Source organism: Pantoea sp. ICBG 985 (assembly GCF_002928365.1).
Lineage (GTDB): Bacteria > Pseudomonadota > Gammaproteobacteria > Enterobacterales > Enterobacteriaceae > Pantoea > Pantoea dispersa.
Genome location: NZ_POWM01000006.1, coordinates 1 through 24,266 on the forward strand (window position 1 = coordinate 1; position 24,266 = coordinate 24,266).

General features: G+C 57.7%; 21 protein-coding genes and 1 rRNA gene. 6 read left to right on the plus strand and 16 right to left on the minus strand.

Features of this window, described 5'->3' with window-relative positions:
- Positions 1-6: 6 nt before the first annotated feature.
- A 5S ribosomal RNA gene (gene rrf / locus C1Y42_RS17695) occupies positions 7-122 on the plus strand.
- A gap of 211 nt (positions 123-333) precedes the next feature.
- Positions 334-1,635, plus strand: a complete 1,302-nt coding sequence (locus C1Y42_RS17700; RefSeq protein ID WP_104094042.1) for an MFS family transporter — start codon at positions 334-336, stop codon at positions 1,633-1,635.
- Here the strand turns inward: C1Y42_RS17700 and C1Y42_RS17705 are convergent, their stop codons facing one another.
- The 5 genes from C1Y42_RS17705 to trxC form a co-directional block, all read right to left on the minus strand.
- A complete protein-coding gene (locus C1Y42_RS17705; protein ID WP_059009994.1) occupies positions 1,636-1,956 on the minus strand; it encodes a YfiM family lipoprotein in 321 nt (106 codons plus the stop codon).
- 3 nt (positions 1,957-1,959) lie between these two features.
- Positions 1,960-3,318, minus strand: coding sequence for a CDP-diacylglycerol--serine O-phosphatidyltransferase (pssA, locus tag C1Y42_RS17710; protein WP_176428114.1), 1,359 nt, complete (start codon positions 3,316-3,318; stop codon positions 1,960-1,962).
- Between the two features lie 83 nt (positions 3,319-3,401).
- The gene (locus tag C1Y42_RS17715) at positions 3,402-6,089 is read right to left on the minus strand and encodes a bifunctional acetate--CoA ligase family protein/GNAT family N-acetyltransferase (protein WP_104094043.1); all 2,688 of its coding nucleotides are present in this window, start codon (positions 6,087-6,089) and stop codon (positions 3,402-3,404) included.
- 86 nt (positions 6,090-6,175) lie between these two features.
- Entirely contained in the window at positions 6,176-6,868 is a 693-nt protein-coding gene (locus tag C1Y42_RS17720; RefSeq protein ID WP_104094044.1) for a tRNA-uridine aminocarboxypropyltransferase, read from the minus strand.
- Positions 6,869-6,944: 76 nt separating this feature from the next.
- Positions 6,945-7,364, minus strand: a complete 420-nt coding sequence (gene trxC, locus C1Y42_RS17725; protein WP_021313847.1) for a thioredoxin TrxC — start codon at positions 7,362-7,364, stop codon at positions 6,945-6,947.
- A 156-nt stretch (positions 7,365-7,520) separates the two neighbouring features.
- Here trxC and C1Y42_RS17730 point away from each other — a divergent pair, with 156 nt between their 5' ends.
- A complete protein-coding gene (locus C1Y42_RS17730) occupies positions 7,521-8,663 on the plus strand; it encodes a tRNA/rRNA methyltransferase (RefSeq protein ID WP_104094129.1) in 1,143 nt (380 codons plus the stop codon).
- Positions 8,664-8,705: 42 nt separating this feature from the next.
- Here the strand turns inward: C1Y42_RS17730 and emrB are convergent, their stop codons facing one another.
- The 11 genes from emrB to C1Y42_RS17785 form a co-directional block, all read right to left on the minus strand.
- Positions 8,706-10,241 (minus strand): multidrug efflux MFS transporter permease subunit EmrB, encoded by a 1,536-nt coding sequence (gene emrB / locus C1Y42_RS17735; protein ID WP_021506464.1) that lies wholly within the window; start codon positions 10,239-10,241, stop codon positions 8,706-8,708.
- Positions 10,242-10,258: 17 nt separating this feature from the next.
- Entirely contained in the window at positions 10,259-11,431 is a 1,173-nt protein-coding gene (gene emrA / locus C1Y42_RS17740) for a multidrug efflux MFS transporter periplasmic adaptor subunit EmrA (protein ID WP_104094045.1), read from the minus strand.
- Positions 11,432-11,580: 149 nt separating this feature from the next.
- Entirely contained in the window at positions 11,581-12,111 is a 531-nt protein-coding gene (gene mprA / locus C1Y42_RS17745; RefSeq protein WP_021506466.1) for a transcriptional repressor MprA, read from the minus strand.
- A gap of 713 nt (positions 12,112-12,824) precedes the next feature.
- Positions 12,825-13,820: a glycine betaine/L-proline ABC transporter substrate-binding protein ProX gene (proX, locus tag C1Y42_RS17750; protein WP_104094046.1), complete on the minus strand. Its 996-nt coding sequence runs from the start codon at positions 13,818-13,820 to the stop codon at positions 12,825-12,827.
- A gap of 63 nt (positions 13,821-13,883) precedes the next feature.
- Positions 13,884-15,074, minus strand: a complete 1,191-nt coding sequence (gene proW / locus C1Y42_RS17755; protein WP_104094047.1) for a glycine betaine/L-proline ABC transporter permease ProW — start codon at positions 15,072-15,074, stop codon at positions 13,884-13,886.
- The gene (gene proV, locus C1Y42_RS17760) at positions 15,071-16,267 is read right to left on the minus strand and encodes a glycine betaine/L-proline ABC transporter ATP-binding protein ProV (RefSeq protein WP_021506469.1); all 1,197 of its coding nucleotides are present in this window, start codon (positions 16,265-16,267) and stop codon (positions 15,071-15,073) included. Before proV ends, proW begins: the two co-directional genes overlap by 4 nt.
- 595 nt (positions 16,268-16,862) lie before the next feature.
- Complete coding sequence (nrdF, locus tag C1Y42_RS17765) at positions 16,863-17,822, minus strand: class 1b ribonucleoside-diphosphate reductase subunit beta (RefSeq protein ID WP_031279347.1); 960 nt, start codon at positions 17,820-17,822, stop codon at positions 16,863-16,865.
- An 8-nt stretch (positions 17,823-17,830) separates the two neighbouring features.
- Positions 17,831-19,969 (minus strand): class 1b ribonucleoside-diphosphate reductase subunit alpha, encoded by a 2,139-nt coding sequence (gene nrdE / locus C1Y42_RS17770; RefSeq protein WP_021506471.1) that lies wholly within the window; start codon positions 19,967-19,969, stop codon positions 17,831-17,833.
- Positions 19,948-20,352: a class Ib ribonucleoside-diphosphate reductase assembly flavoprotein NrdI gene (gene nrdI, locus C1Y42_RS17775; protein WP_021506472.1), complete on the minus strand. Its 405-nt coding sequence runs from the start codon at positions 20,350-20,352 to the stop codon at positions 19,948-19,950. The genes nrdE and nrdI overlap by 22 nt, the downstream gene beginning before the upstream one ends.
- A gap of 4 nt (positions 20,353-20,356) precedes the next feature.
- On the minus strand, positions 20,357-20,599 hold the full coding sequence (gene nrdH / locus C1Y42_RS17780; RefSeq protein ID WP_021506473.1) for a glutaredoxin-like protein NrdH: 243 nt from the start codon (positions 20,597-20,599) through the stop codon (positions 20,357-20,359).
- 343 nt (positions 20,600-20,942) lie between these two features.
- Entirely contained in the window at positions 20,943-21,260 is a 318-nt protein-coding gene (locus C1Y42_RS17785; RefSeq protein ID WP_021506474.1) for a DUF883 family protein, read from the minus strand.
- A 149-nt stretch (positions 21,261-21,409) separates the two neighbouring features.
- Here C1Y42_RS17785 and C1Y42_RS17790 point away from each other — a divergent pair, with 149 nt between their 5' ends.
- From C1Y42_RS17790 to mmuM, 3 genes are all read left to right on the plus strand, one after another.
- Entirely contained in the window at positions 21,410-21,748 is a 339-nt protein-coding gene (locus C1Y42_RS17790; protein WP_021506475.1) for a DUF2002 family protein, read from the plus strand.
- Positions 21,749-21,881: 133 nt separating this feature from the next.
- A complete protein-coding gene (gene mmuP, locus C1Y42_RS17795; protein WP_058776476.1) occupies positions 21,882-23,297 on the plus strand; it encodes an S-methylmethionine permease in 1,416 nt (471 codons plus the stop codon).
- Positions 23,287-24,219 (plus strand): homocysteine S-methyltransferase, encoded by a 933-nt coding sequence (mmuM, locus tag C1Y42_RS17800; RefSeq protein ID WP_104094048.1) that lies wholly within the window; start codon positions 23,287-23,289, stop codon positions 24,217-24,219. The genes mmuP and mmuM overlap by 11 nt, the downstream gene beginning before the upstream one ends.
- The last annotated feature ends 47 nt before the right edge of the window (positions 24,220-24,266 follow it).

Genomic DNA, 24,266 nt, shown 5'->3' on the forward strand with positions numbered 1-24,266 from the left:
AATTTGCCTGGCGGCAACAGCGCGGTGGTCCCACCTGACCCCATGCCGAACTCAGAAGTGAAACGCCGTAGCGCCGATGGTAGTGTGGGGCCTCCCCATGCGAGAGTAGGGAACTGCCAGGCATCAAACCAGTAAAAAAGCCCCGGACGAGAGTCCGGGGCTTCTTTACGTCTGGCGATCGCCAAATCCACTTCACCCCTTGCAAAATCTCTCCCTAAAACTCCAGCTCTGTCACATTTTGTCATCCTGAACGGGCACGAATCCCCCCGTGCCGCCCTCAGATGCTTTACTCATTGCTTTAGCGATGTTCTTCGCAAGGAAATGAGGTAAAAGATGACCGACTTACAACAAAAATCGGCCCAGCCGGAAGCGGCAGCCGTCAGTAAAAAACGCATCTGGGCCATTGTCGGCGCGTCGTCCGGCAATCTGGTCGAATGGTTTGATTTCTACGTCTACTCGTTCTTTTCGCTCTATTTTGCCCATGTATTTTTCCCGGCCGGCGACACCACTACCCAACTGCTGCAAACGGCCGGCGTGTTTGCGGCGGGCTTCTTAATGCGTCCCATCGGTGGCTGGCTATTCGGCTACATCGCGGACCGTCACGGCCGAAAAAGTTCGATGCTGATCTCGGTATGCATGATGTGTTTTGGTTCGCTGGTTATCGCCTGTTTACCCGGCTATGGCGAAATCGGCATTGCGGCGCCGGTGATTTTGCTACTGGCACGCATGTTTCAGGGCTTATCGGTGGGCGGTGAATATGGTACCAGCGCTACCTACATGAGTGAGGTGGCACTGGAAGGGCGCAAAGGCTTCTACGCGTCGTTCCAGTACGTCACCCTGATTGGCGGTCAGCTGTTAGCCGTGCTGACGGTCGTGATACTGCAACAAATCCTCAGTGATGAAGCGCTGCGCAGCTGGGGCTGGCGTATCCCGTTCTTTCTTGGCGCGGTTCTGGCGGTGGTCGCTCTGTGGTTGCGTCGCTCACTGAATGAAACCTCCGAGAAAAAGCACCGGGAACATCGCGATGCCGGCAGCATCCTTGGCCTGCTGCGTAACCATTCGCGCGCCTTCCTGATGGTGCTTGGCTTTACCGCCGGCGGATCGCTGAGCTTCTATACCTTCACAACCTACATGCAGAAATATCTGGTGAACACGGCGGGTATGGATGCGCGTAGCGCCAGTGCGTTGATGACCGGCGCGCTGCTGGTATTCATGCTGATTCAGCCGATTGTGGGTGCGCTGTCAGATAAGATTGGCCGGCGGGCATCAATGATGATCTTCGGCGCTGGCGCGGCTATCTGTACCGTGCCGATTTTGATGTTACTGCAGAATGTGCAAAGTAGCGGGCTGGCGTTCGTGCTGGTGATGCTGGCGCTGATTATTACCAGTTTCTACACCGCGATCAGCGGCATCCTTAAAGCGGAAATGTTCCCGCCGGAAGTGCGGGCACTGGGCGTGGGACTTTCCTATGCGGTAGCTAACGCTATCTTTGGTGGTTCGGCCGAGTACGTGGCGCTGTTGCTGAAGAAGCACGGCATCGAAACCACCTTCTTCTGGTATGTCTCGGCAATGGGCGCGCTGGCATTTCTGGTATCGCTGATGCTGCACCGCAAAGGCAAGGGGATTGCGCTGTGATTACTGACTCAGGTTCCACAGGGCAATGCCGCTGGCCGCGCCGGCGACATCCCAGCTAAGATCCTTCCAGCTCCAGCCGCTCCCGGCAGGGCGGCTGTCCCAGGCTTCTTTGGCTACGCCGAAGCTTAGCGAAAAGAGCAGGCCGAAGCGCAGATTTTGCCCGCGGCTCTGATGTTGATGCTGAGAGATCTCACTGCCGGCGGCAGCCAGAGCGGCAGAGGAGAAAAAGTGTTGTGCCTTATCCTGGCCGGTCCAGCTGTCCTGCGCCACATGCGCACATCCGCTACACAGTAATACCGCACAGAGGATGAGTGCACGCATCGGCTACAGCAGACGGCTAATAAGGCGATCGATACGGATGCGACGCAGACGGCGAATCAGCTTACGCACCTTAGCCGGATAATCAGATATGCTCTCCAGCTCGCGGAAATGTTTCACCACCGTGGTGTGCTGACGGATCAACGCCAGTTCCTTATCGCGCTGCTCTGCCAGCTGGTTGAGCGGATCGTGAATCAGCACCGCATTTTCCAGGTCGAGTCGCCAGGCGCGCGGATTGAGGTTATTACCGGTGATCATCATCCACTCGTCATCAACCCAGATGCCTTTCAGGTGATAGCTGTTGTCGCCATCTTTCCACAAACGCACCGTCAGCTGGCCGTTGTTGACGTAATACTGCAACCGGCTGAGGAAGCGACGCAGGTTGATTTCATACAGATAGGGCAGCGCACCGATAATCTTGAACGGCTCGTGTGGCGGAATGTAGAAATCGTTGGCGGTTTTATCGCCGACGATGATCTCGACCTCTTTGCCCTGACGCAGCAGCTGGATCAGATTTCGCACCAGAATGGCCGGCAGGTTAAAGTAAGGCGTGCACAGCGTGAGCTTACGCTCGGCGCAGGGCATTAAATGGAAGATGGTTTTGTTCAGCAGGCTACGTTTACCCAGCCCGACCAGCGGCGTGACGGCCAGTGATTCGTTGCCGGCATCACCGGTAAACTGATAATTGAAGCTGCGCAGCTCCTGGCGAAACTGGCGGGTTTCATTCTTGATTTCCGGGCTGGAGGGACGTTCGGCCTGGTCGAGACGGTTAACGGCCTCAGAATGTTTGAGATTCTCACCAATCCACTGAAACATGGTGTCCGCCAGCTGCGGATTTCGGATCAGCTGATAACGGTCATAACGGTATTTGTCATGCTGATGCAGATAAACATCGTTCAGGCTGGCACCGCTGTAGAGCAGGGTATCGTCAATGATAAAGCCTTTCAGATGCAGCACACCCAGCGCTTCCCGGGTGTTCACCGGAATGCCGTACACCGGAATCGCGATATCGGGATGCTGCGCCGCCATTTCGCAATACCAGTCGGCGTTCGTCAGGCCGCGCGCGGCACCAATACGGCCGCGCTGCGCACGATGCCAGTCCACCAGAATGCTGACATCCAGTTCCGGGCGCGCCTGACGCGCTGCATACAGCGCCTGCATGATGCTGCGCCCGCCGTCATCATTTTCCAGATACAGCGCGGCGATGCAGATGCGTTTTTCTGCCGTAGCAATTTTCGTCAGCAGGGTTTCACGAAACTCGGCGGGCGAGTAAAGCGTGGTCACATCCGACACGGACTGTGACAGTTTAGGCAGCTGTGCGAGGTGTTGTTGGTGTTTATTGCGTTTGAATTTAGACAACATCACAGTGCACTTCTTCTCTGTTCATTGTATGGCCTTTTGCCATCAAATCATGATCCTAACGATAAATAATAACATCAACCGGCCGGTTAAGGAGGATTTTTACCTTTCTCTACAGCCAGGTCACCGGTGTCAGCCAGCGGTAAAATCAGGCTGACAATGCCATCATCCAGTTGAATATTCACACGAAAATTGAGTTTTCGCGCCAGGGTAATCATGCCGGTATTGTGCGGCATGGTGATACCGTTCAGTTGTTGCAGGCCGTGATCGCGCGTATAGCGGATCATCTTTTCCAGCAGCCGTCTGCCCATGCCCAGACCCTTGAGGTCGGAACGCACCAATACCGAAAATTCTGCATCAATATTGTCAGCATCGGAGATGGCGCGCGTCACGCCGATGATCTCATCAGCACCGTTATGCTGGCGTACTGCGACAATCGCCATCTCCCGGTCATAATCGATCTGCGTCATGTTCGCCAAATCGTCGTGGGTAAACTCATTGATCTCACTGAAGTAGCGATAGTAAAGGTCTTCTTTGGTGACCTGGGCGATGAAGGCACGTAGCTGCGGTTCATCCTCCGGCAGAATCGGGCGAAACAGGCAGCGCTGGCCATCTTTAAGCTGCACCTGCTCTTCCAGATGGTGCGGATAGGGACGAATCGCCAGCCGCGCCTCACTGTCGCCATGAAACGGAGCCAGCTGCAGCGTCACGTCCAGCAAGGTAAAGGTATTGGCGGATGCCAGCAGCGGATGAATATCCAGCCGCTGAATCTCCGGACAGTCGACCACCAGGTTTGATACCTGCACCAGCAGCTGACTCAGACCGGTGATGTCCAGCGGTCGCAGTGCGCTGCGGCTGCGCACTTTGCCGCTCTTCAGTGCCTGAATCACCAGATAGCGCGCCAGCGTCATATTCAGCGGCGGCAACGCCACGGCGGCCTGCTTGTCCGGTTGCCACTCCACACCGCCTTCGCCCAGCATGATGATCGGGCCAAACAGCGGGTCATGCTCAACCACCACCCGCAACTCCTGTGCACCGGCGCGGTTCGCCATACTTTGCACCAGCAGGCCGTCAATGCGCGCCTGCGGATGCGTTTCACGCACGCGATCGAAGATGGCGTCTGCTGCCTGTTCAACTTCTGCCGCGCTGCGCAGATAGAGCATCACGCCCTGTACATCCGACTTATGCGCAATATCCGGCGAGCGCAGCTTGAGCGCCACCGGATAACCAATCTGGTCGGCAATCTTAGCGGCAGACTGGCTGTCGCTGGCGATCCAGGTTGGCAGCGTCGCCAGCCCGTAAGCCTGCAGTATGGGCTGCACCTCGTGCGTATCCAGCGTGGTAATGCCGCTATCCAGTGCCTGTTGCAGCAGCTGATGTGCCTCGGCGCTGTTTTGCGTCAGGCCCAGCGGCAGCGCTGGCGTTTCGCGTAACTGTTTCTGGTTACGCCGGTACTCAACCTGATGCATGAATGCCGTCACCGTGCCTTCTGGCGTGCGCCAGGTCGGAATGCCGGCCTGGGTGAATGCGCGGCGGGCTTCCTGCGAAGAGTGTTCGCCGCACCAGTTGGTCAGCAGCGTCACCTGCTTACCCCGCGGATGCGCGGCCACCGCCGCAATAATCTGCGTGGCGGTTTCACTGGCCGGAGAGACGGCGCTGGGTGAATGAATAATCATCAGCGCATCCAGTTCATGGCTGTCGAGCAGCTGTGTTACGCAGGCCACGTACAGCGCGGGGGTTGCATGATCTTTCAAATCCAGCGGATTACCGCGCCCGATGCCCTCCGGCAGCAGGGCCGCCAGCGCCTGCAGCGTGGGCTCATCCAGCGTCGCCAGCTTGCCGTTACGCGCATAGAGTTCATCCAGCGCCAGGGCTGCCGGAGCGGCGCCGTTGCTGATAATCATCAGGCGCTCACCGCGCAGCGGGCGCATGTGGCTGAGCGACTCCACGGCGGAAAACAGCTCATGCGTGTCCTGCACGCGCAGCAGACCGGCGCGCTGAATGGCGGCATCCCAGGCAGCATCCAGTCCGCTGGCGGTGCCGATCATCGCCTGAGCCTGGTGGCTGCGACCGCTTTTGATCACCAGAATCGGTTTATTACGCGCTGCGCTACGCGAGGCAGAAACGAAGCGCCGGGCATCGCTCAGGTGTTCCAGGTAGAGCAAAATGGCGCTGGTTTTGCCATCGCGTGCAAGAAAATCCAGCAGGTCGTCGACGTCAATATCCAGGCTGTCGCCTAAGGCGATAAACCACGAAAAGCCCAGGTTGCGCTGTTGCGCCCAGTCGAGAATGGTGTTGGACACCGCCGCCGATTGCGAAATAAAGGCGATGCGTCCTTTCGCAATCGGTACCGGTGAGAAGCTGGCATTCAGCCCCTGCCAGGGGGCTAACAGGCCCAGACTGTTGGGGCCCAGCAGGCGCATCTGCCACTGGCTGGCACAGGCTTTCAGCGCCTCCAGCTGGCTGGCCGGCGCGGAGAGAATGATGCAGGCTTTACAGCCTTTTTCTCCCAGCTGCTGTAACAGTTCCAGATTGCGTCTGGCGTGGGTGCAGATAATCGCCAGATCGGGGGCGAAGGGCAGGCTGGCCACATCCGGCCAGGCCAGCACGCCGCTGACCGCCTTGTATTTGGGCGTGACCGGCAACACCGGACCGCCAAAGCCGCCCGCCAGCAGGTTGCGCATCATCAGATAGCCAGCGCGGCCCGGTTTTATCGACGCACCCAGCACCGCAATTGATTTCGGTCGTAACAGCGCTTCCAGTCCACGTTGGCTCATCATTCGCTCCTGCTCTCGGGATTGGCATGATTGTAAACGCTTTTACGCCGGTTGCCGATTTGTCGATGTCAGGCTGCGAGCCAGCTTCAGAAATTATCTGCTTGCGCGTGTATTGGATGGTGGGGTTTACCGGCCAGATAGGCCTGACGAAAGCGTTCAAAGTGCTGCTGCAACGCCTGCGCCGCCGAGGCGTCACCTGCCTGTTCCAGCAGCGCGGCGGCCACTTCGGCGGTACAGTGCTGGCCAGGCGCGTGGGCTTCGCGCAGCGTGTAGCGCGACGGCGTCGCCACATTCAGTGACATCACCGGAAAGCTATCCAGCCACGGACTTTTGCGGAACATTTTGCGCGCTTCGGTCCAGGTACCGTCGAGCATAATAAACAGCGGGGGCTTGCCGCCGGTGGGTGGCGTGGTCAGCACCTGGCGATCGGCATCGGCGTAGGCACCGGGAAACACCACCATCGGCTGATAATCCGCCGTCTGCACTGCCGCCAGCAGCGCGGCGTCGGGCTCGGTGCGCGACCAGCCAAAGGCCTGGGTTTCCGGCAGAATGTCGGCAATCAGCCGGCCGGTATTACTGGGTTTCATTGGTTCAGTATCAAACATCACCAGGCAAAACCGGCTGCGCGCCTGTTGCGGCTGCAGGGTCGCGCACAGACAGTTTTTATGCGGCAGCAGGCAGCGCTGACAGCGCAGCACGCGGTTGCCTCGGGCAAGAAACGGGCGCGTGGCACGCGCTAAACGCTGCGCACGCAGGCGCAGGACGGCATTATCAGACATAGCATCGCGGACAGGGAAAAACGCCAGTGTAATAGAAGGGCAAAAACAAGGCCAGCGCGTGGCTGGCCCTGGGGGATTAGAGTGATTCGTCGAGCCATTCGTTGAATGGCGCTTTCGGCATCGCACCGTTCAGCATGTCCACCATCTCACCGTTTTTGAACAGCATAATGGTTGGGATGCTGCGGATGCGAAAACGCGTGCTGAGCGCAGGTTCCGCCTCAGTGTTCACTTTCACGAAGCGCACTTTGCCGCGCCGCTCGTCAGCGACGTCTTTAAACACCGGCGCGAAGTTCACGCACGGGCCGCACCATGGCGCCCAGAAGTCGACCACGACCGGCAGATCGTCCTGCAGGTATTTATCCAGCGTGGCCGCCGTGGCATTCACCACTTCACCGCTAAACAGCGCATCGCCGCAGCGACCGCATTTGGCTCCGTCGGCCAGACGTTCCTCGGGAACGCGGTTAGTTGCCTGACAGGAGGCACATACAGTATTCATCGTCACCTCAAACCGGACCTGTAAATCTTAGGATTGGTGAACATTATGAAAAGGTTGAATGCTATGCTCAATCTGGATTAAGCAATAGGTTCAATAGTTGATAGCTAAGCGCCGACACATCAGGTAATCTTCGCGCTCTCAATGCTGGAGGAACAGATGAACGACGAATTTAAAGGCAAAAGCGGCAAGGTAAAAGTGATGTACGTACGTGATGAGGAGGGCGGTCAGAAGCCAAATCCCCGTACCGGCAAAGGCGGCCGTCCTGCTGCGCGCCAGGAAGAGAATCGTCGCTCTGGTCCTCGCAGCACCCGTAATAATGAAGAGAGCGGTCGTCCGCGCACCGCCCGTGGCGATGATGCCGGGCGTTCGCGTGGTCCACGTGATGATGCTGGCCGTTCGCGCGGTCCGCGTGACGATAGCGCGCGCGGTCGTCGCAGCGATCGGGACGATCGCGGCTTCAGTGATTCACCGTGGCGCACCGTGTCACGTCCGCCTGTCGCCGCTGAAGCGGATGCGGGTGACGAAGCGGCCAGCAGCAAGCCGGTTATCGACCCGGAACTGATTCGCCGTCAGCGTCAGGAAGAGACGCGCGTATACGGCGAAAACGCCTGCCAGGCGCTGTTCCAGAGCCGTCCCGAAAGCATCGTCCGTGCCTGGTTCGTGCAAAGCGTCACGCCGCGCTTCCGCGAAACCCTGCGCTGGCTGGCAGCAAACCGCAAAGCCTATCACGTCGTGGACGACGCCGAGCTGGCGAAAGCGTCCGGGACTGAACACCACGGCGGCGTGTGCTTCATTATTAAGAAGCGCATGGGCATGCCGGTGGCGGAATGGCTGCAGCAGGCGCAGAGCAAAGACTGCGTACTGGCGCTGGAAGATGTCAGCAATCCGCACAACCTTGGCGGTATCATGCGCAGCTGCGCGCACTTTGGCGTCAAAGGTTTGCTGGTCAATGATGCCTCGCTGCTGGAGTCGGGTGCCGCAGTCCGCACGGCTGAAGGCGGTGCAGAGCACGTTCAGGCGATCAGCGGCGAAAGCTTTGCTGCGGGTCTGGAAGCATTCCGCAAAGCCGGTTACACCATCGTGACCACATCCAGCCACGCCGGTAAGCCACTGGCGCAGGCGGCGCTGCCAGCCAAAATGGTACTGGTGCTGGGTCAGGAGCGTGAAGGTCTGTCAGACAGCGCATTCCAGCAGGGCGATATCAGCCTGTCGATTGGCGGTACCGGCAACGTTGAAAGCCTCAACGTCTCGGTCGCGACCGGTATCCTGCTCGCCGAATGGTGGCGTCAGAACGCATAAATAAAAAAACGGGCCGCTGTGGCCCGTTTTTGTTTCTGTCACTCAGTGCGCGCCACCGCCGCCACCGCCTGCGCCAAACGGCGGACGGGCAAACCACACCAGAACCAGCAGGACCAAAAACACCCCCGCCGATGCCCAGAAGATCTCGTTAGCCGAGATAATCAGGCCCTGATTAGTAATTTGCTGTGCGATATAAGCCGACGCCTGCTGCTGCGTCATGCCCATGCTTTGCAGCTGGTCATACATTTGCTGCGAATTCGGATTGAATGGATTAACCGATTCCGACAGGTAGCTGTGGTGCATCGATTCGCGGTCTGTCCACATGGTGGTGGTGATTGACGTTCCGATTGAACCCGCCAGCGTACGCACAAAGTTCGACAGGCTGGAGGCCGCCGCCATACGCTCTGGCGGCAAGCCGGACAGCGTAATGGTGGTCAGCGGCATAAAGAAGCAGGCCACCGCGAACCCCTGGATAAACTGCGGCCACGCGGAGGCACCGAAATCCATCCCCGGCTCAAACGTATACGCACGCCAGTAGAAGCACACCGCGTACATGATAAAACTAAAGGTTACCAGCCGCCGCATATCGAGCTTATGGGCGAAGCGGCCAATGATCGGCGACAGAATCACCGGAATGATCCCCACCGGCGCCGATGCCAGCCCTGCCCAGGTGGCGGTATAGCCGTATACCTCCTGGAGCAACTGCGGCAGCAGGACGATCGAGCCGAAGTACAGCATGTAAGCCAGACTGATCGACAGACAGCCGATGGTGAAATTTCGCTTCTTAAACAGCGACAAATCGACAATCGGGTGATCGTCGGTCAGCTCCCACACCAGCAGCACGGCCAGCGACACCACCGCGACCACCGTCAGCACGATGATTTCGGTTGAGCCAAACCAGTCGAGTTCTTTACCGCGGTCAAGCATCACCTGCAGAGAACCAATCCCCACCACCAGCAGCACCAGACCGACCATATCGATCGGACGGATCTCAGTTTTGGTTTCGCGCCCGCGCAGGGTTTGCAGCGTGAGCATCACTACCACCACGCCAATCGGCACGTTGATGAAGAAGATCCAGCCCCAGTGATAGTTATCGCTGATCCAGCCGCCGAGAATCGGACCGCAGATCGGCGCAACAATCACCGTCATCGCCCACAGCGACAGCGCCACGCTGCGCTTGGCCGGCGGGTAGTTGTTCAGCAGCAAACTTTGCGACAGCGGAATCAGCGGACCGGCCACCACGCCCTGAATCACGCGGAAGAAGATCAGCATTTCCAGGCTTTCGGACATGCCGCACGCCCATGAGGCCAGCGCGAACAGGATGGTCGACCAGGTGAACAGCTTCACTTCACCAACGCGCTTTGCCAGCCAGCCGGTGATCGGGATCGAGATGGCATTCGCCACCCCGAACGAGGTGATCACCCAGGTGCCCTGCGAGTTGGACGCCCCGAGGTTACCGGCGATGGTCGGGATCGCCACGTTAGCGATGGTGGAGTCGAGTACCTGCATGAACGTCGCCAGCGACAGGGCGATGGTCATCAGAACTAACGGCGCACCTTCAAGCGGCTTTTGTGCCATAACAGCCTCCCGCGAGGTTATTGCGCGTTGGCACGGACAATGTCAGCGATCAGCTGGTTAACCGGCGCAAGGTCGATTGCCAGCGCGTTACTTTCATACGCGGCCTGGGTGCGGGCATTGCTGGCCAGCGCGGCGCCATCTTTGTTCTGGGTATCTACTTTCACCAGCGTGGACAGGCCGATACGCAGCGGATGTTGCGCCACTTGCTGCGGATCGAGTTCGATACGCACCGGCAGGCGCTGTACCACTTTGATCCAGTTACCGGTGGCGTTCTGCGCAGGCAGCAGCGAGAAGGCGCTACCGGTGCCCATATCCAGACCAACCACTTTGCCGTGATACTCCACATCATCGCCGTAGATATCACTGATGACTGTGGCGGGCTGACCGATGCGCACGCCTGCCAGCTGCGTCTCTTTAAAGTTGGCGTCAACCCACAGGTTGGTGGCCGGCACCACCGCCAGCAGCGGTGTGCTGGTGGAGATCTGTGAACCGACCTGCACGCTGCGACGCGAGACATAGCCGTCCATCGGACTGCGGATGTCGGTGCGCTGCAGCGCCAGCCAGGCATCGCGCAGCTCAGCGGCGCTCTGTTTTACCGCCGGCTGGTTTTCGAGGTCGGTATTCAGGATCATCGCCTGGTTCGCGTTGTACTGCTGAATTGCCACGTCCAGCTGGGCTTTCGCCGTGGCCACGGCATCACGCGCGTGCTGCAGCTCTTCGCGACCAATCAGATTGGCGGCACCGAGCGGCTCGCGACGTTTCAGGTCGGATTCGGCCTGATCCAGCGCGGTCTGTTGCAGCTTGATGGTAGCCTGATACTGTTTGCCGTTGATCATCAGCTGGTGCGTCTGGCGCACGCTGGTGGCCAGCGCGGTCTGCGCTTTCTCGAATGCCTGCTGCGCATCGGTTTTATCCAGCGACACCAGAATGTCGCCTTTTTTCACCCGATCCGTATCCTCGAACCACACTTTATTCACGCTGCCGGAAACCTGGGCCATCACCTGCACCTGGTTGCCTGCCACGTAGGCGTCATCGGTTTCCTGGAAGTGGCGCAGCACCAGATACCAGTAAGCCAGATAACCCACACCAATCACGATAAACACGATAGCCAGCAGGATCAGCGCACCTTTGCGCTTCTTCTTTTTGTTCGCGGGCTGTTGCGGGCTTTGAGCTTCCGCTGTCGCACTCATGTCGTTCTCCACGTTTGCCATTTAGTCGGGATGTGTTGATCCATCAACACGGTCGCCCGAGTCGAAAAAGCCAGCGTTTGCAACGCTGGCCGGATAAAAGGGGATTAAAATAGCGATTTCGGTGGGTGATTGTGTCGCAGTTCTTGCTATTAACGCGACAGGGAAGCGATAACCTGATCTTCGTCCATTTTATCGAGACGGTTAAGCAACTTACGCGTGATGGCTTCCAGCTGCTCCTGCTCGGTATCAGTCAGCGAGGACCACAGATACTGCAGGCTCTGATGCTGTGGTGGCAGCAGCTGACGTAAGAATTCGTTACCTTTTTCCGTCAGGTGCAGGTGCAGGCAACGGCGATCGTTGTCGCTCTCACGACGCTCGATCCAGCCGCGCTTTTCCAGTTCATCAGCGATGCGCGTCGCGTTGGTGCGGGAAGAACCCAGCGCCGAGCTCAGCTCAGAAGGCTGAATGCTCTGGTTTTCCTGCGCGTCCAGCGTAATCAGCGCCATGAATAAAGTTTCGTTAATTCCCTGCGCCTTCAACATTTTGTTGCGATTATCCAGCAGCTTACCCTGCATGTGCATGCACAGACGGGTCAGGATGATCTCCTGCAGCGGAAAATCTTTGTGGCGATTAGCACGGATGTTTAGCATCTGCTCAATGGGAGTAAACGAGCTTTCCATTAAAAACCTCTTAGTTGCAACAAATATAATAATGAGGGTGACAGATTAAGCGTAGTCATATTTTCCGCCTGTGATTGTTTGCACCGTCACACTGTCAGCACCTGGCGTTCCAGGTCGGTCCATAACCCTGGGCTCTGCGCCCTGACCAGCCGCTTTGCAGACAAAGCCGCCATCGTCATCAATTCGCTAAGCGAAACCTTCAGTGGATTGAATAATTTCGCGAGTAAAAATAACTTAGGTGAATAACTGTGTGGCTAACCATAACAAAGCCAATCATTAATGAACAGTATCGCTCACCACTTTGCATTGATCTTTACGTTTTCTAAACACTTTTCCCGGCCGGCTTTGCTGGAGTAAATCAATGGGTTAATCGACAAGGCACCGGTTAGTCCGGGTAACGCGCCAGCACCAGCGGCGTGATGAATTCCGTTCGTTGTCTGACGTATAACCGGCATGTGGCAGGGTGAATGCCACCGATAACGCAGACTCATCCTGGCGCGACGGACCCGATGCGGGCGGCGGAAAGGAGACATAGCTGGTGGGAAAAGCGGGTAAATAATCATATGTGGGTAATAATAACCCAAAAAATTATTTCAATGTTGTGTTAATTAACAGGACGTACCAGTGCGCTATAGCGCACGCTTCGCTTACTGACGGGGCGGAAGGGCGGAAAATGGCGGCACCACGTGGCTGATACGGGGTGCCGCACGGGCTTATTTCGCCGCCGCCATGGCGTCGCTGACCCATTTATCAAATTCCGCCTGATGAGCTTTGATCCAGCCGTCAACGTGGCTGTTGATGTCCGCTTCTGAGGCGTGACCGGCATGCATCGCGGCGTTCTCGGCATTGATGTCGCCAATCGGCAGCTTCATTTCAGCAAACAGTTTTGCCGCCGCCGGATTCTTCTCCGTCCATGCTTTGTTGGCCACGATATGCATGGTGTTCACCGGGAAGCCATAGTTAGCGCCGTTGGCCAGTCTGGTATCCACTTTGCTCTGCGCGCCTGGCAGTGAGGAGAACGGCACCTGCAGCCACACCACATCTTTACCCGGCTTCAGCACGTCGCTGACCCAATATGGCGTCCAGGTGTAATAGAGAATCGGTTTACCCTGTTTGAAGCGCGTAATGGTGTCGGCAATCATCGCCGAGTAGTTACCCTGGTTGTGTACCACGGTATCGCTCAGTTTGTAGGCTTCAATCTGATGGTTAATCACCGCCTCACAGCCCCAGCCAGGCGTACAGCCTGTCAGGTCTGCTTTGCCATCGCCATTGGTATCAAACAGTCTGGCCAGCTTCGGATCTTTCAGCTGCTCGATGTTGGTGATGTGATACTGATCGGCGGTTTTCTTGTCGATCAGATAACCCTGGGCGGCACCGCTGACGTAGGTGCCCTGGCGATAAAATTTATTATCACCGCCGGCGGCTTTATACATGTCGTCATGCAGCGGTTGCCAGTTGGTAGCGATAAACGTGGCATCACCGCCGGCAATGGTGGTGTAAGCCACGTTGTAATCCACTTCACTCGGCTTCTCAACGGTGTAGCCCAGCTTCTCCAGCGCGCGGCTCACCAGCAGCGTCTGGAAGGTCTCTTCGGAAATGGTACTCTGAGCCGGTTTAACGGTAATGCCTTTGCCCGGAAGGTCGGCGGCGGACACGTGCGTCGCGGCAACCGTGGTCAGGACGGCGGCGAATAGAGCTGTCTTGCGCATAGTCATTCCTTATTTTACGTGTGACGTCGGAGACGGGCGACCGCAGCGGGCCGCCCAAAGAAATCAGGCTTTTTTACTGAATGGACGCAGCAACAAACCCAGCGGCCCGCTGCTGTACCAGTGGCGGCTGCCACGGCTGCGGCTGTCGCGACCTACCGACTGCGTCAGGCGGTCGAGAATGATGGCGAGGATCACGATACCGACGCCGCCCACGCTGGCAAGGCCCATATCGAGGCGACCAATACCGCGCAGCACCATCTGGCCCAGACCGCCAACGGCAATCATCGAGGCGATGACCACCATCGATAGCGCCAGCATCAGCGTCTGATTGACACCGGCCATAATGGTCGGCATCGCCAGCGGCAACTGGACCTTGAACAGCATCTGGCGCGGGCTGGCACCGAAAGATTCACTGGCTTCGATCAGGTCAGCCGGCACCTGCTTGATGCCGAGTATGGTGAGACGCACCACCGGCGGCAGGGCAAAGATAATCGTCACCACCACGCCCGGCACGTTGCCGATACCAAACAGCATGACGATGGGCACCAGATAGACGAACGCTGGCGTGGTTTGCATCGCATCCAGCAGGGGCCGCACGATGCGCGCCGCGCGCTCACTGCGCGCCAGCCAGATGCCAAGCGGCAGGCCAATCAGTACGCAGAACAGCAGGGCGGTGAGCACCAGCGCCAGCGTCACCATCGCCTGGGACCAGGCGCCGATCATGCCAATCAGCACCAGCGATATCAGCGTGGCGAGGCCCATCGCCGGGCTGGCAATCTGCCAGGCAATCAGCGCAAACACCACGATCGCCACTGGCGCAGGCAGACCCATCAGCAGTTGCTGGAAGGCGCTGAGGATATAATCCACCGGCACGCGAATGCCCTGAAACAGCGGGCGAAAGTGGGTAACTACCCAGTCGATGCCTTCGGTGACCCAGCGATCCAGCGGAATCAGCGTGGTGTGGAACGGATCCAGCAGGCTGAAGTGCTCCGGCGCCGCGGCCGGTGCGCTGCTCAGCCAGTCGCTGCTGCTGGCGGCGCTGCTGACGGCATCGTGTCCACCACTGCTGGCGGCATCCGATGTACTGCCGGCGGCGTTGCCCCAGGCATCGGCGGCGCTGGTGCTACTGTCAGCCGGTGTGCTGCTACCTGTCGCGGACCACGGATCGCTGCTGGCTGCGGCGGCGTTGCTGGTGGCGGGTGGTGCGCTGGTCTGGCTGGCGCTTTCCCATGGATTGGCGTTTTGTGCACTCATGGCTGGGCTCCTTCACGATCTAAAGCGCGTAACAGCGTGCTTTTGGAAATGATACCGACGTACTGCTGATCTTCGCCGATCACCGGCACCGCACAGGGTGCCTGCGCGACGTGAGAGAGCAAATCGTTGAGCGAGGTATCGGCAGGAACCGCCAGCGGTGCGTCGAGCAGGGCGTTATCCAGCCCTTCACCGGCGGCGAGTGCCGCTTTCAGCGAGTCAGTGGAGACGACGCCGATGAATTTCTGTTTCTCCAGCACATAGCCATATTCGCGGTCTTCATCCTGCAGCAGTTTGATTGCCGAACGCGGACCGAAACCGGCGGCCTTACGAATCAGCGCGCCGGCGCTGCGGCGGGCGATATCTTTGGCGCTAAAGACGTGACTGATATCCACGCCGCGGAAGAAGGTGCGCACATAATCGTTGGCCGGATTATTGAGGATTTCATCCGGCGTGCCGACCTGCACCACTTCGCCGCCCTGCATGATGGCGATGCGGTCGCCAATACGCATGGCTTCATCCAGATCGTGGGAAATAAACACGATGGTGCGCTGATGTTTCGCCTGCAGTTTTACCAGTTCATCCTGCATTTCCGTGCGAATTAATGGATCAAGTGCGGAAAAGGCTTCGTCCATTAGCAATATATCCGGATTAATCGCCAGTGCGCGGGCTAATCCAACACGCTGACGCATTCCGCCGGAGAGTTCATCGGGCCAGGCGTGAGCATAATTTTCCAGTCCGACCTGACGCAGCGCGTCGAGCGCTTTTTCCTGCCGCTCCTGCAGCGCCACGCCAGCTAATTCCATGCCGAACGCGGTATTATTTAGCACCGTCATGTGTGGCATCAGTGCGAATGACTGGAATACCATGCTGATTTTATTTCTGCGCACATCACGCAATTCTGCGTCGGATATTTTGGCAATATCGACGCCATCAATAATCACCTGGCCGCGTGTCGGCTCGATCAGACGATTGAGAAGGCGAACCATAGTGGACTTGCCGGAGCCGGACAGCCCCATAATGACAAAGATCTCGCCTTCTTCAATGGCCAGACTGGCATTTTTGACGCCGAGTGAGAGGCCGGTTTTCGCCAGAATACTCTCTTTACTCTCGCCTTTTTCAATCAGCTTAAATGCTTTTTCGGGATGATCGCCAAATACCTTATATAAATTCTTTACTTCGAGTTTAATTGCCATGCAGTAATGAAATTCCTGGTTAAATGTCTGACTATTTCTTGTTGTACCCTGCGTAAATTTAAGCGCCTATACCGTAGCATAGTGAGATTATCTGACAACCCTTAACGGAAATATCTGGTGTGACACGTATGGCGCGACAGTGGCTAATTCCAGTGCCTGCAAGGGATGAGACGGGATAAATTTTTTCTGAATTTTTTGTGAAATTAAACCGGTTTCGGCCAGAATTATTGCCGGAAGGCGGATAAATCACGCTTAGTCAGGCGAAATATTCCGGCGATGAATGGCGCTAAATAGGTAAAATAATCACGCGCGGAATTAACCTTATTTCAGGGGAACGGTGGGAATGCAGGAGAGGAAAATGAATGAGCTGAACGTGGTGGAATCGGCATGAAATTAACCTGGTCGGCATGAATGCCGACCCTGTGGATGTATCATCAACCTAACCGCTGGGGCGGGTTCCGGTCGGCATAAATGCCGACCCTACTGATGCATCAACATAACTGCCGTAGGGCATGATTAACCCAACCGTAGGGTGCGCATTGATGCGCACCGCTTACAGTGCAAATGCGCACCCTTTACCGCGCACCGCACGCGACTAAAAATTCCAGTCCTCGTCTTCGGTTTCAACCGCTTTGCCCATCACATAGGATGAACCGGAACCCGAAAAGAAATCGTGGTTTTCATCGGCGTTGGGCGACAGCGCCGACAGAATCGCCGGATTCACCGCCGTCAGCTCAGCCGGGAACAGCGCTTCGTAACCCAGGTTCATCAGCGCCTTGTTGGCATTGTAATGCAGGAAGGTTTTCACCTCTTCGGCCCAGCCCACGTCGGCATACAGCGCTTCGGTGTACACCACCTCGTTTTCATACAGCGCCAGCAGTAAATCGATGGCGAACTGTTGCAGCTCAGCGCGGCGCGCGTCGTCAACGGTTTCCAGCGCTTTCTGGTACTTATAGCCGATGTAATAACCGTGTACCGCTTCATCACGGATAATCAGCCGAATCAGATCGGCGGTATTGGTCAGCTTGCCGCGGCTTGACCAGTACATCGGCAGCCAGAAGCCGGAGTAAAACAGGAACGACTCCAGAAAGACGCTGGCGATTTTCTTCTTCAGCGGATCGCTGGCGCGGTAGTGATCCAGCACGATTTTCGCCTTGTTCTGCAGGGCGGCATTCTCCTCACTCCAGCGGTAGGCGGCATCCACGTCGGCGGTGTTACACAGCGTGGAGAAGATCGAACTGTAAGAGCGCGCGTGAACCGCTTCCATAAAGCTGATGTTCGACAGCACCGCCTCTTCGTGCGGCGTCAGCGCATCTTCCATCAGTCCCGGTGCGCCAATGACGTTCTGAATGGTGTCGAGCAGCGTCAGACCGGTAAACACCCGAATCGTCAGCTGCTGCTGCTGCGGGTCGAGCGACTGCCATGCCGGCAGATCGTTGGACAGCGGCACCTTCTCCGGCAGCCAGAAGTTGCTGGTAAGACGGTTCCACACTTCGAGATCTTTCTCGTCCTGAATGCGGTTCCAGTTAATCGCCTGAATCTGTTTAAGTTGCATAGTCATCATCACAGTGCACAGGAAACGCAGCCCTGTACCTCCGTGCCTTGTAGCGCCATCTGACGCAGTCGAATGTAATAGAGGGTTTTGATGCCTTTCTTCCAGGCGTAGATCTGCGCTTTGTTGATATCGCGCGTCGTGACGTCATCGCGGAAAAACAGCGTCAGCGACAGGCCCTGGTCGACGTGCCGGGTGGCTTCGGCGTAAGTATCAATAATCGCTTCGGGACCAATCTGGTAGGCATCCTGATACAGCTCAAGGTTGTCATTGGTCATAAACGGAGCCGGGTAATACACGCGGCCGGTTTTGCCCTCTTTACGGATCTCAATGCGCGACACAATCGGGTGGATGCTCGACGTGGCGTGGTTGATGTAAGAGATGGAACCGGTCGGCGGAATCGCCTGCAGGTTCTGGTTATACAAACCGTGCTGCATTACCGACGCACGCAGCGCCTGCCAGTCCGCCTGGTCGGGCAGGGCGATGCCGGCATCGGCAAAAATCTGCGCCACCCGGGCAGTGCGCGGCTGCCAGCTGTGTTGGGTATATTTGTCGAAATAGGCACCGCTGGCGTACTGCGACTGCGCAAAGCCGTCAAAACTCGTGCCGCGCTCCTGCGCCAGCAGGTTGGAGGTGCGCAGGGCGTGATACGTCACGCAGTAGAAATAGAGGTTGGTGAAATCCAGCGCCTCTGGCGAACCGTAAGCCATGCCTTCACGCGCCAGGTAGCCGTGCAGGTTCATCTGCCCGAGACCGATAGCGTGCGAACGGCGATTGCCTTCCGCCACCGACGGCACGGAGGTGATGTCACTCATCTCGGAAACCGCCGTCAGCGCGCGCACCGCCACTTCCACGGTTTGCGCCAGATTACGCGAATCCATGGCGTGGGCGATATTCAGGGAGCCGAGGTTACAGGAGATATCTTTGCCGACGCGGCGATAGCTCAGGTCGTCGTGATACTCGCTGGCGCTGTTAACCTGCAGGATCTCCGAACACAGGTTACTCATGTTGATCCGACCGGCAATCGGGTTGCTGCGGTTCACGCTGTCCTCATACATGATGTAGGGATAGCCGGACTCAAACTGAATTTCCGCCAGCGTCTGGAAGAAGTCGCGCGGCTTGATGAAGGTTTTACGGATACGATCGTCGGCCAGCATCGCCTCGTAGTGCTCGCTGATGCTGATATCAGCAAACGCCTTGCCATAAATACGCTCAACGTCGTAAGGCGAAAACAGCGCCATATCGCGGTTCTCTTTGGCCAGCTGGAAGGTGATATCCGGAATCACCACGCCGAGCGACAGCGTTTTGATGCGGATCTTCTCGTCAGCGTTTTCACGTTTGGTATCGAGGAAGCGCAGGATATCCGGATGGTGCGCATTCAGCCACACCGCGCCCGCGCCCTGACGCGCACCAAGCTGATTGGCGTAGGAGAATGCATCTTCCAGCATCTTCATCACCGGAATTACGCCGGACGACTGATTTTCAATGCGCTTGATCGGCGCGCCGGATTCACGCAGGTTGGAGAGCAGAAACGCCACGCCGCCACCGCGCTTCGATAACTGCAGCGCCGAATTCACCGCGCGGCCAATCGACTCCATATTGTCTTCAATGCGCAGCAGGAAGCAGGAGACCAGCTCGCCGCGCTGCTGTTTACCGCAGTTGAGGAAGGTCGGCGTAGCCGGCTGGAAGCGACCGCTCAGCATCTCGGCCAGCAGTTCCCGCGCCAGCGTTTCATTGCCGCGCGCCAGCGTCAGCGCCACCATGCAGGCGCGCTGCTCAAAGGTTTCCAGATAGCGTTTGCCGTCGAAGGTTTTTAGCGTGTAGCTGGTATAAAACTTCCACGCACCGAGGAAGGTGTGAAAACGGAAGCCCCAGGCGTCAGCCTCTTCGTGCAGCTGGCACAGGAAGGCGAAATCGTACTGGTTCAGCACCCCGGCTTCATAATAGCCTTCGGCCACCAGATAGCGCAGACGCTCGCCGTGCGAGTCGAATGGCACGCTGTTGGGCTGGACGTGCTGCAGGAAGAACTGGCGTGTGGCTTCATGATCTTTGCTGAACTGGATGCGGCCATCGGCGTCATACAGGTTCAGCATCGCGTTGAGCGCGTGGTAGTCCAGCTGTGTGCTGTTCAGGGTGTCTGTCGTTGCCAAAATTGGGTCACTCCCGCTTTAACATGGGCAATATCGTCGGCGGTTCCCATCAGCTCAAAGCGGTAGAGATAGGGAACCTGACATTTCTGCGCAATGATGTCGCCGGCCAGGCAGAAGCCCGCGCCAAAGTTGCGATTGCCCGCAGCGATCACACCGCGAATACCGCGCCGGTTGGCGTCATCATTAAGGAACTGAATCACCTGTTTCGGCACTGCGCCACGCGCGCTGCCGCCGCCGTAGCTCGGCACCACTAAAATATAGGGCTGGTCGATGTGCAGGCGCTGCGTGGCGTCGAGCGGAATACGCCGCGCAGGCAGGCCGAGACGGGTGATAAACCGGTGCGTGTTTTCCGACTGGCTGGAAAAATAGACCAGTGGAAACATCGCTTTATCCCCCGACGGCAGCGAGCTGGCGCAGGCCGGCGATTTTGTCGGGACGGAAGCCGCTCCAGTGGTCGTTGTGCGTCATCACCACGGGCACCTGGCGATAGCCAAGCGATTTGAGCTGATCGATGGCTTCCGGCTGGCTATCGAGGTTAATCAGCTGATAGTCGATGCCACTGCGATCCATGGCATTTTTGGTGGCGTCACACTGGACACACTGGCTCTTAGTGTAAATAATAATGCGCATGATTCGTATTTCCCTCTGGTTGTGGTCAGGTTGCGAGATACGAAGCAAAAACCCTTTTGCTGCGAACGTCGTCCCTGCTGACATCTGGTAGTGAGTTGATGTGTTGAATACTAGATGTAGTGGTATTGGTGGTCAAGCCCACCAGATATAGGGTTTTGTGATTTAAGCAGTCGGATTAGGGCGAATGCCAGCGATGGTGCGCCCTGGCGCAGGGAAAAAATTTTTGTAAAGGGTTTTGCGGCAATTTTAACCAGCCTGACAGCAACCGCATCGGCACGCTAATGCGGAGTGACGCGCAAAAAAAAGCCCCGCATGCGCGAGGCTCCTGATGATTTTTAGCGATTTAGCGGCGTGACATCAGCAGTGCGCCCAGCACCAGACCGACGGCGGCACCGACGCCCACGCCGTACCACGGTTTGTCATGCACGTAAGCATCCACCTGATAACCCGCATCGCGCGCGGCCTGAGTCACGCGGTTGCCACTGCCGTTGAGTTTAGCGCGCGTCTGTTTCAGCAGGGCCTGCGCCTGGCTGCGTGCGCTATCCACTTCATCTTTGGCTTCGCTGCCATAAGATTTCAGTAAGGCTTCCAGCGAATCGGCCAGTTCGTTTACATCCTGATTGATATCAATGTCATCGTTTTTGCTGGTTCGATTAAACATTTTTCGCTCCCTTTGACTTAAAACGTAATACTAAGTGTAGACGAAACGTGACTAAACGCAGCCGTGTGCCAGGCTTTAGGGAAATTCCGAATGTCCTGTGCTGTCGTGCTGATGTAAGGTTGCGGGGCTGTGAGAAGAGAGGAGCAAGCATGTATTTACGTCCGGATGAGGTAGCGCGCGTACTGGAAAAAGCAGGATTCGAAATGGACGTCCTGACACCCAAAACTTATGGTTATCGCCGTGGCGAAAACTATGTCTATGTGAATCGCGAAGCCCGCATGGGGCGCACAGCGTTGATCATTCATCCCACCCTGAAAGAAAAAAGTCAGCACTTCGCTGAACCCGCATCAGAGATGAAAACCTGCGACCACTACACGCAGTTCCCTCTCTACCTGATGGGGGATTCGCAGGAGCACTACGGTATTCCCCACGGTTTTAGCTCGCGCATGGCGCTGGAGCGTTATCTGCAGGGCGTCTTCGGCGCCTGACTGGTGTGCCCCGTCGCGGCGGGGCCGCACACGCTTTCCCAATCCTTACCCTTTCCCACGTTGCAAATTGCCGCGCGGATGCGTATAACTCTGTGTCCATATAGAAGTTTAGACGTCCATATGGATATAAACAATGCAAACTGAACCGACGCCTTCGCAGGCAAACTTCAAGCGCAGCATGAAGGTGCGGCATCTGGTGATGCTGTCGCTCGGCGGCGTGATTGGCACCGGGCTGTTTTTCAACACCGGCTACATCATCTCCACCACCGGCGCAGCGGGCACGCTGCTGGCCTATCTGATTGGTGCGCTGGTGGTATGGCTGGTGATGGTGTGTCTTGGCGAGCTGGCGGTAGCGATGCCGGAAACCGGCGCGTTTCACGTCTACGCCGCGCGCTACCTCAGTCCGGCGACCGGTTACACCGTGGCCTGGCTCTACTGGCTCACCTGGACGGTGGCGCTCGGCTCCAGCCTGACCGCCGCCGGTTTCTGCATGCAGTACTGGTTCCCGACGGTGCCGGTGTGGCTGTGGTGCCTGGTGTTCTGTGTCGCCATTTATCTGCTGAATAGTGTCTCGACGCGCTTCTTTGCCGAAGGAGAGTTCTGGTTCTCCATCATTAAAGTGATCACCATCATTGCCTTTATCGTGCTGGGCGCGGCGGCGATGCTGGGGTTCATCCCGATGAAAGACGGCAGCGCGGCGCCGGGATTACATAACCTGACCGCTTCCGGCTGGCTGCCGCACGGTACGCTGCCGATTCTGATGACCATGGTGGCGGTGAATTTTGCCTTCTCCGGGACCGAGCTGATCGGCATTGCGGCGGGTGAAACCGAGCAGCCGCAGAAAGCGCTGCCGCTGGCGATTCGCACCACCGTGGCGCGCCTGATCATCTTCTTTATCGGCACGGTGTTTGTGCTGGCCGCGCTGATCCCGATGGATCAGGCGGGCATCGTTAAAAGTCCGTTTGTACTGGTGTTCGAAAAGATCGGCATCCCGTACGCGGCGGATATTTTCAACTTCGTGATCCTCACCGCGATCCTGTCAGCGGCGAATTCCGGACTGTACGCCTCGGGACGGATGCTGTGGTCGCTGGCCAATGAAAACACGCTGCCGCGCTGCTTTGCCCGGGTCAACCGGCGCGGCATTCCGCAGCTGGCCATCACCGTCAGTATGCTCGGCGGCCTGCTGGCGCTGTTTTCCAGCGTGATCGCCCCGGATACGGTGTTTGTGGCACTGTCAGCGATTTCCGGCTTTGCCGTGGTGGCGGTGTGGCTGAGCATTTGCGCCTCACACTACATGTTCCGTCGGCGCTATCTGCAGGCGGGCAATGCGCCGCAGCAGCTGGCGTACCGCGCGCCGTTCTATCCGCTGGTGCCGATCCTCGGATTTACCCTGTGTCTGCTGGCGTGCATCGGGCTGGCCTTTGACCCGTCACAGCGCATCGCGCTATGGTGCGGCATTCCTTTTGTACTGTTCTGCTACGCTGCTTATTATCTGACGCAAAAACGCCAACACGCTTTCAACGCTAAGGAGACCGATGATGTCGCGTAACCCCATCGCTGCGGCCCTGACTCACACTGATACCCTGATTCTGGATGGCGCGCTGGCGACAGAGCTGGAAGCGCGCGGCTGCAATCTGGCCGATACGCTGTGGTCGGCCAAAGTGCTGATGGAAAATCCCGAGCTGATTTATCAGGTGCACTATGACTACTTCGCCGCCGGCGCTAACGTGGCGATCACCGCCAGCTATCAGGCAACGCCGCTGGGCTTTGCCGCCCGCGGACTGGATAGCGGCCAGGCCAGCGCGCTGATCCGCCAGAGCGTGGCGCTGGCCCAGCGGGCGCGCGACGATTATCGTGCCGCCACAGGCAGCCAGGCACCGCTGCTGGTGGCCGGATCGGTCGGTCCTTACGGCGCTTATCTGGCCAACGGCGCGGAATATCGTGGCGACTACGCCTTGCCGGCTGCTGAAATGAAAGATTTCCACCGTCCGCGCGTGGCGGCGCTGCTGGAGGCGGGCGTGGATTTGCTGGCGTGTGAAACGCTGCCGTCGTTTGGTGAAATTCAGGCGCTGATTAGCCTGCTGGCGGAGTTTCCGCACAGCAGCGCGTGGTTCTCCTTCACGCTGCGCGATGCGCAACACCTGAGTGACGGTACGCCGCTGAGTAAGGTGGCGGAAGTCATCAATGCCGCGCCGCAGGTTGTCGCTGTCGGCCTCAACTGCGTGGCGCTGGAGAGCGTGACGCCGGCGCTGCAAACGCTACAGGCGCTGACGGACAAGCCGCTGCTGGTCTATCCTAACTCCGGCGAGCAGTATGATGCGGTCAGCAAAAGCTGGCACTCGGCGCCGTCTGGCTGCACGCTGCACGATAAGTTCCCCGAGTGGCAACAGGCGGGCGCACGGCTGATTGGCGGCTGCTGCCGCACCACGCCGCAGGATATCGCGGCGATTGCCGCCTGTTGTCAACCGTAATAAAGCGCAGAAAAGCGCCACTGATAGCGCGATTGAGGCGGGTGAAA

What these genes read in the sequence shown, in the direction of transcription:
- nrdF (WP_031279347.1), bottom strand. Translation starts at nt 17,822, where the DNA reads ATGCAACTTAAACAGATTCAGGCGATTAACTGGAACCGCATTCAGGAC.
- C1Y42_RS17785 (WP_021506474.1), bottom strand. Translation starts at nt 21,260, where the DNA reads ATGTTTAATCGAACCAGCAAAAACGATGACATTGATATCAATCAGGAT.
- emrA (WP_104094045.1), bottom strand. Translation starts at nt 11,431, where the DNA reads ATGAGTGCGACAGCGGAAGCTCAAAGCCCGCAACAGCCCGCGAACAAA.
- mmuM (WP_104094048.1), top strand. Translation starts at nt 23,287, where the DNA reads ATGTCGCGTAACCCCATCGCTGCGGCCCTGACTCACACTGATACCCTG.
- proW (WP_104094047.1), bottom strand. Translation starts at nt 15,074, where the DNA reads ATGAGTGCACAAAACGCCAATCCATGGGAAAGCGCCAGCCAGACCAGC.
- proV (WP_021506469.1), bottom strand. Translation starts at nt 16,267, where the DNA reads ATGGCAATTAAACTCGAAGTAAAGAATTTATATAAGGTATTTGGCGAT.
- C1Y42_RS17720 (WP_104094044.1), bottom strand. Translation starts at nt 6,868, where the DNA reads ATGTCTGATAATGCCGTCCTGCGCCTGCGTGCGCAGCGTTTAGCGCGT.
- trxC (WP_021313847.1), bottom strand. Translation starts at nt 7,364, where the DNA reads ATGAATACTGTATGTGCCTCCTGTCAGGCAACTAACCGCGTTCCCGAG.
- nrdI (WP_021506472.1), bottom strand. Translation starts at nt 20,352, where the DNA reads ATGTTTCCACTGGTCTATTTTTCCAGCCAGTCGGAAAACACGCACCGG.
- C1Y42_RS17715 (WP_104094043.1), bottom strand. Translation starts at nt 6,089, where the DNA reads ATGAGCCAACGTGGACTGGAAGCGCTGTTACGACCGAAATCAATTGCG.
- proX (WP_104094046.1), bottom strand. Translation starts at nt 13,820, where the DNA reads ATGCGCAAGACAGCTCTATTCGCCGCCGTCCTGACCACGGTTGCCGCG.
- mmuP (WP_058776476.1), top strand. Translation starts at nt 21,882, where the DNA reads ATGCAAACTGAACCGACGCCTTCGCAGGCAAACTTCAAGCGCAGCATG.
- nrdH (WP_021506473.1), bottom strand. Translation starts at nt 20,599, where the DNA reads ATGCGCATTATTATTTACACTAAGAGCCAGTGTGTCCAGTGTGACGCC.
- C1Y42_RS17730 (WP_104094129.1), top strand. Translation starts at nt 7,521, where the DNA reads ATGAACGACGAATTTAAAGGCAAAAGCGGCAAGGTAAAAGTGATGTAC.
- C1Y42_RS17790 (WP_021506475.1), top strand. Translation starts at nt 21,410, where the DNA reads ATGTATTTACGTCCGGATGAGGTAGCGCGCGTACTGGAAAAAGCAGGA.
- C1Y42_RS17700 (WP_104094042.1), top strand. Translation starts at nt 334, where the DNA reads ATGACCGACTTACAACAAAAATCGGCCCAGCCGGAAGCGGCAGCCGTC.
- emrB (WP_021506464.1), bottom strand. Translation starts at nt 10,241, where the DNA reads ATGGCACAAAAGCCGCTTGAAGGTGCGCCGTTAGTTCTGATGACCATC.
- C1Y42_RS17705 (WP_059009994.1), bottom strand. Translation starts at nt 1,956, where the DNA reads ATGCGTGCACTCATCCTCTGTGCGGTATTACTGTGTAGCGGATGTGCG.
- mprA (WP_021506466.1), bottom strand. Translation starts at nt 12,111, where the DNA reads ATGGAAAGCTCGTTTACTCCCATTGAGCAGATGCTAAACATCCGTGCT.